This window comes from Campylobacter concisus (assembly GCF_002913225.1).
In the GTDB taxonomy this organism is placed as follows: Bacteria; Campylobacterota; Campylobacteria; order Campylobacterales; family Campylobacteraceae; genus Campylobacter_A; species Campylobacter_A concisus_J.
Genome location: NZ_PPAW01000018.1, coordinates 84,917 through 102,065 on the forward strand (window position 1 = coordinate 84,917; position 17,149 = coordinate 102,065).

The window sequence follows — 17,149 nt, forward strand, 5'->3', positions numbered from 1 at the left end:
ATATCAAAGCCTTTATATAAAACTTAAATAAAATAATTAATCTTAAAACCATAAACTTTTAAAGGAATTTGTCGATATAAAATAAACTTCATAAATTTAGAAATATCACAAAGAGATAAAATGCATATCGTAGCCTTAAAAATAGCCATCGTCAAACAAATAGTAGGCGAAGTCATAGCCATCTCGCCAGATGGGAGCACAAGAGTGCTTCGCAAAGGCGATGAGATATTTCTAGGTGATATCATAAAAACAGCTATCGATGCCAAAGTAAGGATAGTTTTTGATGATGGCGAGGTTGCAAATATCGGCTTTAACTCTACTTTTAGGACAACAAATGTCTTTGCAGAGCAAAACGGCGAGCTTGTCATCCCTGGCATGCAAAAAGATGCAAAAGATGCAAAACACGAAGATAGCGAACATGAGAGCAACATCCACCATGGCGGATCAAATTTATCTAGCCAAGCATCGCTAAATAACGCAGGCTTTAGCAAAAGCGGGCACTATACAAACATCTTTGATAACGTAAAACACGCATTACGTGAGATCATAAATTATGAAAAGTTTTTTAATGCTCCGGTCTCATCTGTAAAAGGTGCGCCAGCACAAGCCACAAAACTAAGTGTGCCATTTATCGACAATGTCCCTAAATTTTTCCTAGATGCCGACACAAACAAAGATGGCCTTTTAGATAAAAACGAAATTTTAGCTTCACCTGAAACTACAAAAAGAGGGAATAAATTTTACACTCCTGTGGTTGTCACTTTGCCACCAGCTGCTAAAGATGGCGACATCATCAAGATAAAAAGTGGCTCACAAACTCTAAAATACAAGATCGATCTTACAAGTAGCGAACTCATTCAAGTAGATGATAACGGATCTCCAGTGCCAGCGCCCACTTCAACCCCAACAGCACCTACCTTCATCTCAGTGCCACTTACTAATGGCAAAGCAAAGATCCCAGATGTCGAGATACCAAATGGCAAACCTATAGATATCGCTGTAAATTTAGTTGATAAAAACGGACACGAAAGTGGCTCAAATTTAAAGATTGAGACAAACGACGTTCCGCCAGCATCAAAAGTAAGCGCGACACTTAGTATAGACAAAAATGGCGACGGCGTGATAGACGCTACCGAAATGGGCGTAGGAGAGGACTCTGTAAAAACTGACGTGAAATTTCTAGTGCCTGACGATATGAAAAGTGGCGATAAGATCAAGTCTATCGTCACAGATGCAAATGGAGACTCAGTCACTAAAATTTACACCATAAATAAAGAAAATAACACTGCCACTGACGAAGCTGGCAATGTTTATCCACTAAAACCAAATGGCAAAGGCGCTATGGAATTTGACGTGCCAAATGGTGCCACTATCACGCCAGGCACTGAGATCAAAACTCAGTTTATAGACCGCTTTGGCAACGAAGGCGTGATCAAGCAAAAGCCAAACACCATAAGCAACAAAGCTGAGGCGACACTAAGCGCTGATACTAATAACGACGGCGTTATAAGCAAGTCCGAGCTAAAAAATAGCGAATCAAGCATAGATATCCATCTACCAAACACTATGAAGCCAGGTGAGAGCGTAAAAGTCACCATAGATACAGGCAGTGGCACGCCAACACCAAAAGAATTTATCCTAAGCCCTGATAAAAAAAGCGTCTATGACGCACATGATCCAAGCCATACACCTATACCTATCCAAAATGGTAAATTTGTAGTTCCAGATGTAAAGATACCTATCAGCGAGGGCACAAATGCCACTATAAAAACTGAAATCACCAAAAACGATGGCTCAGTAGAATCCAACGAAAATACCGCGGCTACCGACATCACACCACCTACAAGATCAGCCAAGATAGAATTTAGCAAAAACCTCCCAAACGTAGATGGTAAGAGCGATAACAAGCTTGATACATTTGAAAATGGCTACGGCAACGACAGCGATAAAACCGAAGTATCCATAAGTATCCCAACTCAAAGCAAACCAAACGAAAAGATAAGAGTAGCCATCACAAATCCAGATGGAAAGATAGAAACAAAAGAATTTACTATCGGTGAAAATGGCAAGGTCATAGCACCTGATGGCAACGAGATAGACGCAAGTAGCGGGAAATTTAAGATCAATGTGCCTATCAAAAATGGAGTAAAAACTAGCATAGACACAACAGTTATCGATCAGTTTGGCAACGAAGGCACAACTGACAGCCAGTTTATAGTATTTGACGACAAACCAAAGGCTAAATTTATAAAAGATATAGATGGCGACGGGCTGATAGATGGCACAAACGGCGTCACTATCACAGGTTCAGATGTCCTAGCCTCTATCCCAAGCACAGCTAAAGTAGGCGACGAGCTAAAAGTCTCTGTGCTAAATCCAAATACAAACAAACAAGAGATAAAAACCTACATCATAAAAGAGGCAAAACCAGGCGAAACTCTAACCACATACGAGAAAAAGCCAGATCCAGATATCGAGTATGAAGCCAAAACCAAAACACTTACAGATGAATACATCAAAGTAGTAAATAAAGATGACCCAACAGATACTCAGCTAGTAAATGGCAGTCGTTTCTTGCTCAAAGATGTGCCAGTAAATACCAGCAAGCCAACCCTTGTTGATATAGACCTTGTAAGAGATGGCACCAAAATTTTCACTGGCTCTTCTAGTGGTAGATTGTTTAAATTTGGCATTCTTGACTATGTGGATGACGTTAAGCTAGTTACCTCAGTAGATGGCGGAGCGAGTAACCCAGCCAAATACCTACTCGAAAAAGACTTCGAGCACATCATCTCAACAAGTAAATTTGACGATACATTTAACGAGCGCATAAACTACAAGATCGCTCTTACAAACGATGAAAGTCCGATGATCAAATTTGGTATCGCGCAAAAAGATACAGACACAGCCACAGGTGGAGATGGTGGCAAAGTACTCATTGAGGTAAAAGACGAAGCTGGCGTTGTAAAAAGTAGCTTTTACGCAAATATCAAAGATAATATCGTAGTAGCTGACTTTGAAGCAGCTGGCGTAAAGCTAGATAGGACGCACCACGTCATAGACGCCACATATGTAGATAAAAATGGTGTAGAAAAACGAAGTGAAAATTTAACCATCACAGTCGATCTTGATGCGACGCCAGATGGGCTAAAAGAGCCAAGCTTTGGTGGCTCAAAGTCTGGCTCAGGTCAAAGCTACAAAGTAACCTTTGGTGGCGAGGCAGACGCACCAAACAGAGCAGAAGACAAGACATCTATAAAAGTAGATGTCGTCGATGTAAATAACTCATCTAAACAAATTTTGCCACTAACTGACCTAAAATATGAAGGCGAATTTCTAACGACACTAACCAGCGGTAGTAAAAATTTCATCGTAAAAAGGCTAGATGACGCTGGCAATATGTCAGTCCAAACCGTCTCAATGATCTCAAACAGCGGACTTGATGTGGATATGTATTTTTATAAATGGAACGACAAAGAATTTGCAAATAAATATAATCATGGCGCCAATACAATGCATATAAAACTTGGTTATGATAAATGGCATCTAATGAGAGAAGTAAGTGCTACAACAACTTTTAATGAAATTTCATTTAAATCTGGCAAGAATTATCTAGATCCAGCTACAAAGCCACAAAAAGGAGAGTTAAATCCAGAAGATATGGCAAGGGTTGGACACTCACCAAATGCAAAAGAGAAAGATTATACTGGCAAAACATATAACGTAAATCATACAGGAAACTATGTCTTGCGTGAAGCAGAACCAATAGGCACTGACCTTATAATGAAAATGAAAGGCTGGATATATATCGCAAAAGATGGCACTTACACTATAAGAGCTACTGATTATCAAAGCATGGTGCGCTTAGATATAGGAGACGGATCATTTGAGCATAAACCTTGGGATCCAAACAATGCAACAAATTTAAAAGTTGAGAAAGATTTTGTTTTGAATAAAGGTTTTTATAAACTAAGTGCAGCCTATGTAGATGACAATAATGATGTTGATTTAAATATAGCCATAAAAGAGAAAGCAAAGCCAGATAATGAGTATAAAACCTTAGGCTCTGCTGGCAGTGGCACGCATCTTTTTAGCGATAACTACGTAAAAGCACTAGAGCAAAATGGCTTTATAGACCATGAAACAAATAAATTTCACAAGATCCTCCAAAGAGATGGCAAATACTACGGAGATGATACAAACGACTTTAACAACATTGTGCAGTTAAAACATGACGCAACAGAGACCGTAGGAAGCAACCTAAACGATGCCTTTGTCTATAACGGCAAGCCAATGGATGGCAAAGGTGGCATAGATACACTTATCTTTGTAGATGATGTTGATCTTAGTAAAGTAGCCAACCTTGATAAAAATTTAGAAAGCTTTGAGCGCATACAGCTAGGCACAAGCGATCAAGCAGTCTCTATAGGACTAGACGCCAAAAGCGTTCTTGACATCGTCGACTCAAGGGTTACAAAGATAACGGGCAAGGCTGGCACAGAAAATATCAACACAGTGCTAAAAATCTTTGGCGACAGCGATGACATAGTAGCCCTAAAAGGTATCTTTACACAAGCAACAGATAGTGAAGTAACAATGCTGAATTCAAAACATAGCGTTATCGGAGATGAATATAACAAAGTAGCAGTTGATGCAAGTGGTCACGCTGTAAATCAAGTCTATAAAGGCGTATATGGTAGCGGAGCAAGCGCACAAACATTTTTTATCGAGATAGATAAAGATGTAAGTGTAGTTGATTTACATTAAATTTAACGTTATTAGGCTATAAATTTATAGCCTAATTTTAAAAATAAAGCATCTTTTGGATTTTTAAACTTAGTTTAAATATTTAAAATGTATAATCCAATTTCTTTTATCAACGTGGTTGGCTAGCTCAGTCGGTAGAGCAGCAGACTGAAAATCTGCGTGTCGGCAGTTCGATTCTGCCTCTAACCACCATTTCTTTTTCATAAACTTTTTTCATGGACACGGACAGATGGGTGAGCGGCTGAAACCACACCCCTGCTAAGGGTGCAGCTCTTAATCGGGGCTCGAGGGTTCAAATCCCTCTCTGTCCGCCACAAACCCCAAAAATACGGCATTTAACAACAAATTTATAAAATAAAAAAATCCCTATGCCGACCCAAATTAATAAATTGAAATATCTCGTTTAAAATCTTTTAAGTTTGAATTAAGATAATTTACATAGACATCGTAAATCATTTTAGGCGTGGAGTGACCTAATAATTTTGATAATTCTACTGGAGTAACAAAATTTTGATAAAGCATAGAAGTAGCATAAGTATGTCGCATGTTATAAAGTCGCCTATATGGTAAATTTAACTCATCTAAAATAGGCTTCCAAAAGTCAGAAGTAAAAACGCCAGTATCTCGGTAAGGTTCATTATATTGAGTTTGCAAAAGATAGATATTACCTGGATATTTTTCAATATAAGTTTTTAATCTTGTATATAAATTATCTAAAATAGGTATTGATCTAATTGAATAAATAGTCTTTGGTGTATTCTCGCCAAACCTAGAGCGAGTTGAATTTATATTTATAACCCTATTTTCTAAATCAACATCTTTCATTTTTAAAGATAATATCTCGCCAGTTCGCATACCAGTAAAAAAACCAACATATAAAAAAATTTGAAATCTATCGTTATATCTAGTAGATAATCTTAAAATATCATTTACCTGCTGGCTAGTAAAAGGCTCTATTCTTGGTGTTTTATGAACTATGCTTTTAATATGAATAATGGGATTTTTATCAATAATTTCATCTTCCAGGGCAAGCTTTAAGATCATTGACAGAGAGTTTAAATAGTGTTTTTTGCTTTTATTAGAAACGTCTTGAATTGAATTTAACCACAAACGAATAACGCTAGGCTTTATTTCGTAAATATCCAAATCAAAGAAAACATTTAGCCTATTTTTTACAATGCCCTTATTCTTGCAATACGTAGATAATTTCCATTCAGACTTACCGAGCTTAAGATATAAATCGGCATAGTATTTAAATTTAACGTTTTGCATAATTAAAACTCATTGCAAACCAAAAAGCGATCTACAAAGCTATCAACATCAGGGGCATTAAGATCGTGCTTTTCGTGATAGTGTGTGAAGTTATCTAGCTCCCTATCAAGCATTAAATTTTCAACATAGGCTAAATGCTGGACGTTTACATCACCGCCCAAGCTTTGATAGTAATTTACTAGCTCATAATCTTTCATTCTGCTTACTGGCTTAGGTTTCTCATAGCTTTTAAAAAACTCATCGCAAATTTTTAAAATTTGCCTTTGTTTTAAGGAGTTGCCAAAGCTCTTTATCTCATCGCTAGCATCTTCATATCGTTTAATAGTATTGCTATCTTTAATAATCCTAGTTTTTTGCCAAAGCTCGCCAAATTCATCAAATATTTTTAAAGGCTTCCTAGTGTCAGGATCAACGACAACAGTAACCAAGCCTTTATTATAGTTTTTAGTAAGAGATATTAGATCGATACTACCGTTTAACTTTCTATAAATTTCAAGACTTACAAACGTTTGCGACATAGTAAAACGCCTAATTTTATGCTTTAAATACCAGTAGCTAATATCGGTCAAATTATCCAAATCAGGATTTTGGCGTAAATCATCAAGAGTTTTAAAAATATACTTCATAACATACGAAGTAGCGTTTTTAATATCGGTTTCAACCCTACTATGGGTATCTAAAAAACGATCTTTGATAGCAGAAACGCACTTATCCAAATTCTCTTTAGGCACGAAAACTAGCAAATTTAAATGACAAGTCCCATCTAAATGCGGTTCTTTAGTAGTTATATAGCATCTTTTATCTGAAGCAATACCCCTAAAACATCTAGAACCAATAATTTTTCTAACCAAAGCTTGAAGTTTACTAGCACCTGCGCTAACGCTATGATCTTCATCATCGATAAACTTTTTATTATAAACAAGCTTTTTCTTACCGCTCTTAAGGGTTACAAGCTTTTGTTTATGATACTCACTAGGCAAGGTAAAAACTGCGAAAATAGGACAAAGTCCTTGACTTAGAGCATAATCATTAAGGCTAGCTACTCGGTTATTAAGTTCAGCAATATATCTGTTTGAGTTATGCCAGCTAGAAAAATAAAAGTTAGAGTAAGGAACATACTCGCCATTTATCATAAAGAAATTACTATCAAGAAATTTCTTTTGATTTTCTAACTTATTTTTTAAAAAGATTTTATCAGTTTCACTAATACCATACATTTTTTACACCTTTGAACACAGTTATATTATATTTAGCCAAGAGCGCACGCTCATTCCCCACTACGTGGGGCCCCTTTTGCGTTGCGCGCTGCGCTCGTCAAATAGCGTTCTAAAGCAATGTGTTTATCTGCTGGATCGTAATAAAACTCTGAAAAAATATCTTTCTCAGATGGTAACATAGTAATAAATATGCTAAAGCTATAATCGCTAGTTTTTTCGCTTTTATAAGTCGTTATATCGCCAAGAATAGGAATATTTTCAATAAATGGAATAGTCTTTGTTGATTTAATCGTTTCTTTGCTATTAATACCGCCAATAAGAAATGAATTTGTATCAGTAAGATAAACATTTGTCTTTAGATGCCTACTTGAAATTCTAGGGGTCAATGTATCATCAAGCAAATTTTCAATATATAGATCCAAAGTAAAACTAACACTATCATTAGTAATCAAGACACTCGAAATATAAAGCTTTAAGCCAACATCTTGATATTCAACTTGGTTAGTAGTAATGCTTTGACTATTTTGAATATCGATTGATGATTTTTGAATAGGGGTTTTTATAACGCTCTCAATTACGCTATCTTTATTATCAATAACAGTAACTCTAGGATTATAGATCAGATCAGAAACGCCCTTTTCTTTAAGTAAATTTATAAGACTGGTGACAGAATCTTTATTAACTTTGGTGCTATCGACCGTAAGAACGTTGGTAATAATTTTAAAGTAGAAATGATCTAAAGGACTTAAGATAGATTCTATACGTGGTCCAATCTCTTTAAGCTTTGTGTTATCTGTGCTAATAATAGTAAAGCTAAGCTGTCGTAATTGATAGCTAGTATCAAGCCCATTAATAAGATTATCAATAATCTTATACTGGCTTTCAGTAGTAATAAGCAATATCCTATCACTATAAACAGTGTATTTTATATTTTCACTAAACAAAGACAAGGCAGATACAACATCTTCTTTGGATATGTGCTTAAATTTTATTATGTAGTCTTTCAAAACTGGCTTATCTTCAACTTTTGGATTGTATATTAATAAAACGCTATCTTGAATTAGATAGTCAAGCCCATTAACATTTAAAATATCTTTAAGCAACTTAGAAAAAGTATCGGTATTGCTTAAATCAAGCGTAGGTAAAAACACATCAAAGTTAGTATCAACATTGCCACTAATAACAATATTTTTACCAGTTATAGAACTAATCTCGCCCAAGAAATCGTTAAAAGTAATATTTCGATATTCTAAGGCAGATAAACTACTTGTGAGTAGGAAACATAGAACTAGAATCAGTTTGTGGAGATTTTTCATTGCAAACCCTTTGTGATGAATTTTCTAGACCTTTTAAAACTCTTTCAAATTCTGCATTACAAGAAACAAAGTAATCAATGTAGTTGCCTGACTTCTTATCATGTAAGAATATATGGCAGTTAGAAGAAGAAAGAAGCTCCAAAAAGCTATCTAAAGATAAATCAATAGCGTAATTTCTAAATTTACAACCGCTTGGAAAACAAGTTATCCTTAGATAGATTTTATTATCGTTAAAAATAGTGGTGTTAATATCTGAATTATCTACACTATTTGAAATTGTTTTAGGCTCTTTAGAATCAGAAGTATTTAAATCAACAAACCTAGTTTCTTGTTTAGTTGATTGAGCTGGCTCGTGCTTAGGCTCGAGGAATTTATAAATCAAATAAGAAAAAACTATGAAAGCTAATAAAAATAAAATCTTTTTAGTTGCATAGCTTTTATAAATTTCTTTTGAGCCACTACTATATAAATCTGATATTTTTTGATTAAATTTCAAATTCTCGGAATTAATAAGGTTATCATTTACCTGCGATGAAGTGCTATAAACTTTATACTTAAAAAGCTTGCTAAAAAGCCTTTTACCGCTAGGCTGAGCCATATACATTAGTTCTGTATGAACTAAATACTCTCTATTTGTCTGACGTTTAGACTGGAAAAGAAAGATAATATCGATCCCAAAATGTCCGTGATAGCTTAAAAACCTACCCAAGCTCTCATTAAACGTTTTCGAAAAGGTGTTATAAGCTTCGTCAAGGACTATTAAACAATGATGATAATTTTCATATATGCCACTTTTTAAGGCATATTCATCATAATTATCTACATTGTCTAAAAAGCCATTTTCGTATTGAGAGCTAAGCGTATATTCTTGACTAACTGCGGTAAGAAAATCATTTTTATCATATTGTTTTACAAAGCCATCAAAATGATCAAATTTTAAACCATTGATATTAGTGTAAATAAATCTATACTTTGATTCGCCTTTTAAGTGCAATTCATATTCATCATTAATAAGATGAACGGCTTTATATGTTTTTCCAGAACGTGGCGGACCAATAATTAAGCTAAGCATGCTATCTACTCATTAAGGTTAATAGATCGGTTATGATCTTTGTCATATTAGCCCTAACATACAAGATAACCTTGTAGAGTTGTAAGGCAAAGAACAAGCTAAGAATAGATATAAACAAAGTCATCGCAGTCGAAAAAGCAGAAGCTAAACCACTTTGGTGCAAAAATTCCATAGCAGAATTTAAAACAGTTTGATTAGGCAAGCCGCCAAAAGAACCGCTAACGCTAGAGCCATAATCAAACATTTTAGGGATATATTCCCTAAGTAAATTCCAAATTTTCATAATAAATAAAATGGCATATCCAGCAAAAGCGATAAGAAAAGCTACAAATGAAGCATAAATAGGGACTATAAAAGCTAAAATTGTATTTCTTATGCCAATTTTCTTTACCAGGAATTCAATAAAATTAACTATAAACCCACCAACGGCACCGATTAACCATTTCATGATTCACCACCTACCTTAAAAAGATATTTCAAAGAAAACATAATGATCTCGAAGCTAAACCAAATCGTGAAAAATAAAGTAAGAATAGACTTATAAGGAGCAACGAAACGACAAGGATCAATCTCAAATAAATTCTTAGTGTTGCTACCAGGAGTTGGACCACTAATAGTAAAAGGACAAGTGCCTTTAGGAATATCAGGGGCATCAATGCCTTTATTAATAATATCAAGCGAATCGTTAAAGTTATTCATTAAATTATCAATGTCGCCCTTAAGATTGTTTAGAAAATTAAAAGCATCATTAACAGAAACATCAAATTTAGCAAGCTCGCTTTGTAAAGAAGCAAAAGAAGTAGCAGTATTAACATTAGGCTCATACTTCCATTGCTCTTGCTGTTGATTTTTGATAGCTGTCAAATTCTCATTAATAGAGTCGAGCTTTGAATTACTTTGACTAATAGCACGTTCCAAAGAACTTAAATCAATAGATTGTGATGGAACTAAAGCAGTAGATGAACTACTATCACTACTACCAGAGCTAGAAGAACCATTTGAAGGACTTGTAGAAGTGCTATCTTTAGGAATAGAATTAGTAACCTTATTATCAGAACTAATAGTATTAACATAACCAGTTGAAAATCTACTATTGCCTCTTGGAGTCTTATAATTGTAAGAATAAGTTACATCTTGAACTTTTGAGCCAGTCTGCGTAGTAGTTTCAATAACTTCAACATCGATAACACTACTATCAGGCGTAACTATGCTACCTTTATAAGTTGTTTTATTGCCACTAATGCCAACTTGCTTAATCGTCATAGGCAAATTTGAAGTAGGTTTATCAGAAGACCTAAACATAGTATTTAAATCATATTCAAGATTTATATTTCTAACTTCATTAGGGACGGTTATATCTTTTGTAGGGATAGGCTTAGAGGTATCTTTTAGCTTAGCAGTAACAATAAGATTATTCTCAACATGAGGAGCAGAAGCATCCTTAGGAAAATCAAACTTTTTTAAATTTGGAGAAAAATCAGCCAATTTTTGCGGAGATCTTACAACATCAGGAGAAGTTGATAAAGCAGGATCAACCTTACCAGTTTTTTTAAAAGTATCATTTAAAATAACAGCTTCATCAGTAACAGGCTTAAAATCAAAAACTGGCTCAGGACCAGACTTAGTAGCTTTAATATCAACTATTTCAGGTTTATACTCAAGCAAATTTATTTTAGGTGGTTTAGATCCGCTAGAAAACAAATCCATAAAAAATTTAGATAAAGAACCTAGACCATTTTTTAAAGATTTAATAGGCAAAGAAGCACTACCAAAAACAAATAAACCAAGGTCAACAGATTTATCCGAAAGAACTTTATTAACAGTTTTAGGTGACCAACAACCAACAGGAAAACTCATACAAAAAGCAGTTTCAACAAGACCATAAGAATCATGACAACCATCATGATACCTTAAACCCATTTTTTCACAATTAGACTGATCTATTTTAGGATCAGGAACACACTCTTCAACAATTTTTGCCCCAAAAAGAGAATCAAGCTTTATTTCATTGTAGATCATAGGTTCAGGACACCAATCAGGGCGTTTATCAGGCTCACACTTACCAGTTTCTTGATTGAAAATATGATCTTTTGGGCAAGATACACATTGTTTAGTCTTTAAATCTAAAAATTGATCAGCAGAACAATTGTAGGGATAATAATTAGAAAAAGAAACAGAACTAGCAAGAAAAGAATATTCTTCAGTTCCTTGATAAGTAGTAGAACCAGTTACATTATATAATTTTCCATTACCAATAAAATGCTCACCACCAGAAAGCTCATAACAAGTAGGAATAGGACTTTGAACAATCTCTGAATCAACAACATAATAAGACCGACCATAAACAGAAAATACTTTATAACCACCTTTGTCATCGAGAGAAGGAATTACACGAGCAAAAGTACTCATAGGAAGACACTCGGCATAAGCAGACAAAAAAGAAAAAAACATAGAAAACAAAAGAAAAAATGATTTTATTCTTTTCATAAATTTAACCCTTTAAAAAATTTAATACCTGACGCCCTGCGGTTGTCGCTTCATTTTTATTCTGCGAAAAAAATGAAGTGTAAAACGATACGCGTGCTAAAAAACTACTTAACGAAAGAGAGAGCTATGACGTATATAAAAATAGGCACAAAAAAGAGAGCAAAAATACTTAAAAAATAATTAAAAACATCATTATTCAAAACTTCGATCATCGTGTAGCTCCGACAATAATTAACCCAATAAGAAAAGAAAATGCTATAAGTATCGCAGAAAGACCCATTAAAAAGTTAAATTGATATTCATATATACCTAGATTTGGAATTAAATCATTTTTTTGGATGTAGCAAATATTAGTTTTAGTGTTAAAAATATAATTAGTTTGAAAATTAGAAACAGAACGATAAGAAATAGAAACGCTATTATCAAAATTTACTAAAAATACTTTTTTATCTTTTATGTAGAAATCTTTAACGCAGATATTTAAATTAGGGATATATATAGCATTTTCTTTCATTATTTAAACCTTGTAAGGGGAGTTAAAGCCCCCCTAAACTTACTTAATGAAGCCCTTAACTCTACGAGCAATCATAAAGATGAAAGCGACAGCGACAACGCCAGCAAAAACGTAATCGAACAAAGCGTAATCTGCTTTTAACGGCGTAGTCGGAACAACTGGAGCATCCCCAGCAAAAAGAGCTGGAGCTGAAAGCAACATTGAACCAACAACAGCAACTTTACCCTTAGTAGATTCTAGAAAATTTTTAACTTTTCCCATATCTAACTCCTTTTTAAAAAATAGAGATCAATCTCTACAAAATTTAAAAAAAATAAACTTTGTAGAAATCGATAGAGCGGGAGAGGGTTTGCAACTCACATTAAGGCATAGCCCCCGCTTTTAACTATTTAGATGCTTTAGTTTCTTTCAAAAAAGGATTTTCATTGAAAACTTGGAAACTTAAAGTTTCGTCAGGGAACATATATGCACCATTACGAGTATTTAAGAAACGGTATGGAACAGCGATATATTTGCCTTTAACAGAATCAAATTTAGACTTTAAAGAAAAATCGTAATTGATTGTTTCAGTTGATTTAACAAGATAGCCATGTTGATCACGACTTTCAAAGGTAATAGTTACATCAATAGACGATGCAACTTCGCCAGTCTTTTTGTCGATACGAGAAATCGGACGAACTTCGTCACAAAAACCTAAAAGATAAGTGTACATGTGTAGCTCCTTAAAAATATTTGTTTGTAGCTTAGTATTTTAGGGGCAGAGCTACACCACCCCCAACAGTTTTACAACGTATTAAGGTTGTAACAAACAAGCCCCTAAACATCTCTACTCTGTTGCGGGCGGTAAGTTAAGTTATAAATTCATAAGATATTGCTAAAATCCTCTTGCTTAATTAGAATTATTGCAATTTCTTAAAAGGAATTATTGCATAATAATTATAAAACAAATCTTAAATATTGGAATAATTTCAAGAAATGAACAAAAGAGAAGTAGCCGAATTTATCGGAAAAGATATAAAAACTATCTATAACTGGGAAAAAAATAACCCAAACCTATACAAAATACTAGAATTTTATTTTCAAAAAGAAAGTGAAATTAATCCAAAGCATAAAGAGCTAATAGAACTATTTGACAAACTAAGTGAAATAGAACAAGAATTTTACCTATCGGATATAAAAGCAAGGATACTTAAAAAAGAGATAGGGGGATAGAGTGAGAATACTAAAAGCTTTATTATTACTTTGCATTTTTTTAATTGCTGATCCCATAGAAATACACGTAGAGAAAAACAAAAACTATAACAAATACATAAAAGATTTAAATTTAGTAGGCGACTGGAACATACAAACGGAGAGATACTTTATAGATTTTATACTCACAGCAGGCAGTAGCTGGGATATAAGTTTTGAAAAAAATCACGAAATTTTACTTGATAATCAACCAAGAGAAATGTTTTGGAAATACAACAAAGAAAAAGGGGAAATAAGCATCTACAACAAAAAAGAAATAACCATATACGGCGGAGATGAAATAGTTTTAAAAGAATACATAGGAAATAAATGCTTTAAAGCAGAACTAAACAAAAACTACCAAATAAAAATGTGTAAAACAAAAGGAAAAATACTAAATAACGTAAAAGACTTGATAAAAATAGAAATGAAATAAAGTATATAGTATTCAAATCCCTCTCTGTCCGCCACTAGTTATAAACAATCACAAATTTTTATCAACTTTTGCAAACATTAAGCCACGGTTTTAACGTTATTTTAAAGTCTTTATTCAAAAAATTACAAATAATAGCAAACTATTATTATCATAACTTTTTAGCTGACTATTTGACTGACTAGCTCAAAAAAATAGCCAAAATATTCTGTCTTAATCAGTCAAAAAGATACAAATACCTATACTCTCACGCCAACTGCGATAACACATTTTAAAAATTAAAGCCAATAAAGTCTTGTTAAAAAGATAGCCATGACGCATACAAGCTCTGAAAGCATAAAAGTCTTAATAAATTTAAAAGAGAAAACTATAGGGACAGCACTTCATAGTAATTTTTAAAAATAGCCCTTTCTTACTATGAAATTTCATCTAAAACAATAGGAAATTTTATTTAATAAAAGTTGATTTGCTATTAAAATTTGAATTAAAAAATCAAGGGCATTGCGCCCTTGAAATTATGATCTAACAGGTGAAAGATAAGGTTTTTCAGAGTGCATAGACATCTCGTTTTGTTGTCTAAATGCTATATACTCTTCTTCGCTTAATTTTTTTATGTTAGCTATAGTGATCTTAAGAGGTGTGATACCTGAGAGCGGATCGTGGTCTTGTGCGTTTGCGAGCTCATTGCCATCAGCCTCACTATAGTGGAAAGTCGTAAATATCGTACTCTCTCTAAGGTCAGGATTTACGCGAAGTTTAGCTGCGATCCTACCACGTTTGTTCTCTACCATTGCGTAGCAGCCATCTTCTAGCTCTCTCTCTCTTGCGATATCAGGGCTTACTTCGATTAGCGGACCTTCGATGCCAGCACCATACTCTAGCGGTGGGCACTCTCTAGTCATCGTACCAGTGTGGTAGTGATAAACTTTTCTACCTGTTGTAAATAAGCAAGGATAGACCTCATCAGGCACTTCGCTCATCGCACCTGAGCCTACTGGATAGCCATCAGGTATATGCATTTTGGCTTTAAATTCAGCCTCCATGCTTGCACGCTTATCTTTATCATCAGCGTAAAGTACTGGAGCTAGGCGGAATTTACCATCAGGTAGCATTGATTTGTGATCGGTATAAAGATCAGGTGTGCCTGGGTGATCTTCATCAGGGCATGGCCAGCTGATGCCACCTAGTTTTTCAAGTCTATAGTAGCTGATACCGCCAAAGAATTTAGGCATTAGTTTTCTAAGCTCGTCCCAAACCTCTTCTGCACTTAAGAAGTCAAATCCCTCAAGTCCCATAGCTTTTGCGATGTTGCAAACTACTTTCCAGTCAGGCTCTACGCCAGCTACTGGCTCGCTTGCTTTTCTAGTTCTTTGAACGCGGCGAGATGTGTTGATAAATGTACCATCTTTTTCGCCCCAACCAGCTGCAGGTAAGACGACATCAGCTTTTTGAGCACTTTCAGTAAAGAATAGATCTTGCACGATGAAACAGTCTAGGTGATGTGTAGCATGCACAAAGTGCTCTGTCCAAGGGTCACTCATAACAGGGTTTTCGCCATAAACGTAAAGCACTTTTAGCTCGCCGCTATCCATCTTATCAGGTGCGTATGTTAGTTTAAAGCCAGGCACCGGATTAAGCTCGAAGTGCCAAACTTTGCGAGCTTGCTCTTGTGCATAAGCGCTATTTACTGCACCTGCTGGGATGACATTAGGTAGTGCGCCCATATCGCATGAGCCTTGAACGTTGTTTTGTCCACGAAGTGGATTTACTCCAGCGCCTTTTTTACCTAAATTTCCTGTTAGGATCGCTAAATTTGAAAGCGAGAATACATTTGATGTGCCGTCGCTAAACTGAGTGATACCCATAGTGTAGCAAATAGCTGCACTGCCAGCTTTTGCATACATCCTAGCAGCCTCAGTGATAAGCTCTTTTTTAACACCAGTCTCACGCTCAAATCTCTCAGGAGTGAAGTCTTTTACGGCTTCTTTTAGATATTCAAAACCCTCTGCATATTTTTCGATAAATTCTGTATCTTGTAAATTTTCAGAGATGATGACGTTCATCATTGTGTTTAGTGTTTTAATGTTTGAGCCAACTGGAATTTGCAAGAATATATCGGCTTTTTTAGCCATATCTGTGCGTTTTGGATCCACAACGATCATTTTTGCACCACGCTCTAAGCCTCTTTGCATCTGCATAGCGATGATCGGGTGGCATTCGCTTGTGTTTGTGCCTATTAGTAAAAATACATCTGTATCAGTCGCAAACTCAACAAGATCGTTTGTCATTGTTCCGTTTCCAAGGGTGCTGGCAAGACCTGCCACTGTTGGAGCGTGTCAAAGACGAGCGCAGTGATCTACGTTGTTACTTCCTAAAGCACGAAAGAATTTTTGAAATACATAGTTGTCTTCGTTGTTTGAACGAGCTGAACTAAAGCCCATGATAGAGCTTGGACCATATTTTTCTACGCTATTTTTAAAAGTCTTTCCTAAAAATTCATAAACCTCTTCAAAGCTAACCTCTTCAAGTTTACCCTCTTTGTTAAACTCTCCGTTTAGTTTTCTCATCATTGGTTTAGTTAAACGTTTTGGAGAATTTACAAATTCCCAACCAAACATACCTTTTAAGCACAACTCGCCATCATTTACATGGTGGTTATCAGTCGGCTTTGCATCGACTATCCTACCGTTTTCTACGATAAGGTCTATGCCGCAACCAGTTCCGCAATACGGACAGGTTGTTTGAACAATCTTTTGCATAGATTTCCTTTCAAGTAATATTTCTAATAGTTCGGTTATTATATACCTTATAAAATAAAAGTAGTTTTAAAATTAATTATTT

General features: G+C 34.9%; 13 protein-coding genes and 2 tRNA genes. 5 read left to right on the forward strand and 10 right to left on the reverse strand.

The window, feature by feature from the left end; genetic code table 11:
• The first annotated feature begins 120 nt into the window (after positions 1–120).
• The 3 genes from CYP26_RS04450 (at position 121) to CYP26_RS04460 (ending at position 5,081) form a co-directional block, all read left to right on the forward strand.
• Positions 121–4,767, forward strand: coding sequence for a hypothetical protein (locus tag CYP26_RS04450; RefSeq protein WP_103630526.1), 4,647 nt, complete (start codon positions 121–123; stop codon positions 4,765–4,767).
• Between the two features lie 116 nt (positions 4,768–4,883).
• Positions 4,884–4,959: transfer RNA gene (locus CYP26_RS04455), tRNA-Phe, on the forward strand.
• A gap of 31 nt (positions 4,960–4,990) precedes the next feature.
• Positions 4,991–5,081 (forward strand) — tRNA-Ser (locus tag CYP26_RS04460).
• Positions 5,082–5,148: 67 nt separating this feature from the next.
• On the opposite strand, the gene CYP26_RS04465 is transcribed toward CYP26_RS04460, so the two are convergent.
• The 9 genes from CYP26_RS04465 to CYP26_RS04505 all read right to left on the reverse strand — a co-directional run bounded on the left by CYP26_RS04465 (position 5,149) and on the right by CYP26_RS04505 (position 13,357).
• On the reverse strand, positions 5,149–6,039 hold the full coding sequence (locus tag CYP26_RS04465) for a tyrosine-type recombinase/integrase (protein ID WP_258031413.1): 891 nt from the start codon (positions 6,037–6,039) through the stop codon (positions 5,149–5,151).
• A 2-nt stretch (positions 6,040–6,041) separates the two neighbouring features.
• Positions 6,042–7,256: a radical SAM protein gene (locus CYP26_RS04470; protein WP_103630528.1), complete on the reverse strand. Its 1,215-nt coding sequence runs from the start codon at positions 7,254–7,256 to the stop codon at positions 6,042–6,044.
• Positions 7,257–7,306: 50 nt separating this feature from the next.
• Complete coding sequence (locus tag CYP26_RS04475) at positions 7,307–8,572, reverse strand: type II secretion system protein GspD (RefSeq protein WP_194170753.1); 1,266 nt, start codon at positions 8,570–8,572, stop codon at positions 7,307–7,309.
• Positions 8,520–9,644, reverse strand: a complete 1,125-nt coding sequence (locus CYP26_RS04480) for a zonular occludens toxin domain-containing protein (protein WP_103630529.1) — start codon at positions 9,642–9,644, stop codon at positions 8,520–8,522. Before CYP26_RS04480 ends, CYP26_RS04475 begins: the two co-directional genes overlap by 53 nt.
• A 1-nt stretch (position 9,645) precedes the next feature.
• A complete protein-coding gene (locus CYP26_RS04485) occupies positions 9,646–10,092 on the reverse strand; it encodes a hypothetical protein (RefSeq protein ID WP_103630530.1) in 447 nt (148 codons plus the stop codon).
• Positions 10,089–12,131, reverse strand: coding sequence for a hypothetical protein (locus CYP26_RS04490; RefSeq protein ID WP_181000859.1), 2,043 nt, complete (start codon positions 12,129–12,131; stop codon positions 10,089–10,091). Before CYP26_RS04490 ends, CYP26_RS04485 begins: the two co-directional genes overlap by 4 nt.
• A gap of 208 nt (positions 12,132–12,339) precedes the next feature.
• Positions 12,340–12,645 carry a hypothetical protein gene (locus CYP26_RS04495; protein ID WP_103630531.1) on the reverse strand — a complete coding sequence of 102 codons (306 nt, stop codon included), beginning with the start codon at positions 12,643–12,645 and terminating at the stop codon, positions 12,340–12,342.
• Between the two features lie 39 nt (positions 12,646–12,684).
• Entirely contained in the window at positions 12,685–12,906 is a 222-nt protein-coding gene (locus CYP26_RS04500) for a phosphonate transporter (protein WP_103630532.1), read from the reverse strand.
• 124 nt (positions 12,907–13,030) lie between these two features.
• Positions 13,031–13,357, reverse strand: a complete 327-nt coding sequence (locus tag CYP26_RS04505; RefSeq protein ID WP_103630533.1) for a hypothetical protein — start codon at positions 13,355–13,357, stop codon at positions 13,031–13,033.
• Positions 13,358–13,620: 263 nt separating this feature from the next.
• Here CYP26_RS04505 and CYP26_RS04510 point away from each other — a divergent pair, with 263 nt between their 5' ends.
• Together CYP26_RS04510 and CYP26_RS04515 are read left to right on the forward strand one after the other, a co-directional pair.
• Positions 13,621–13,857, forward strand: a complete 237-nt coding sequence (locus tag CYP26_RS04510) for a hypothetical protein (RefSeq protein WP_021088552.1) — start codon at positions 13,621–13,623, stop codon at positions 13,855–13,857.
• Position 13,858: 1 nt separating this feature from the next.
• A complete protein-coding gene (locus CYP26_RS04515; protein WP_103630534.1) occupies positions 13,859–14,311 on the forward strand; it encodes a hypothetical protein in 453 nt (150 codons plus the stop codon).
• A 512-nt stretch (positions 14,312–14,823) separates the two neighbouring features.
• Here the strand turns inward: CYP26_RS04515 and CYP26_RS04520 are convergent.
• Positions 14,824–17,067 carry a molybdopterin oxidoreductase family protein gene (locus tag CYP26_RS04520; protein ID WP_258031414.1) on the reverse strand — a complete coding sequence of 748 codons (2,244 nt, stop codon included), beginning with the start codon at positions 17,065–17,067 and terminating at the stop codon, positions 14,824–14,826.
• Positions 17,068–17,149 lie beyond the last annotated feature (82 nt).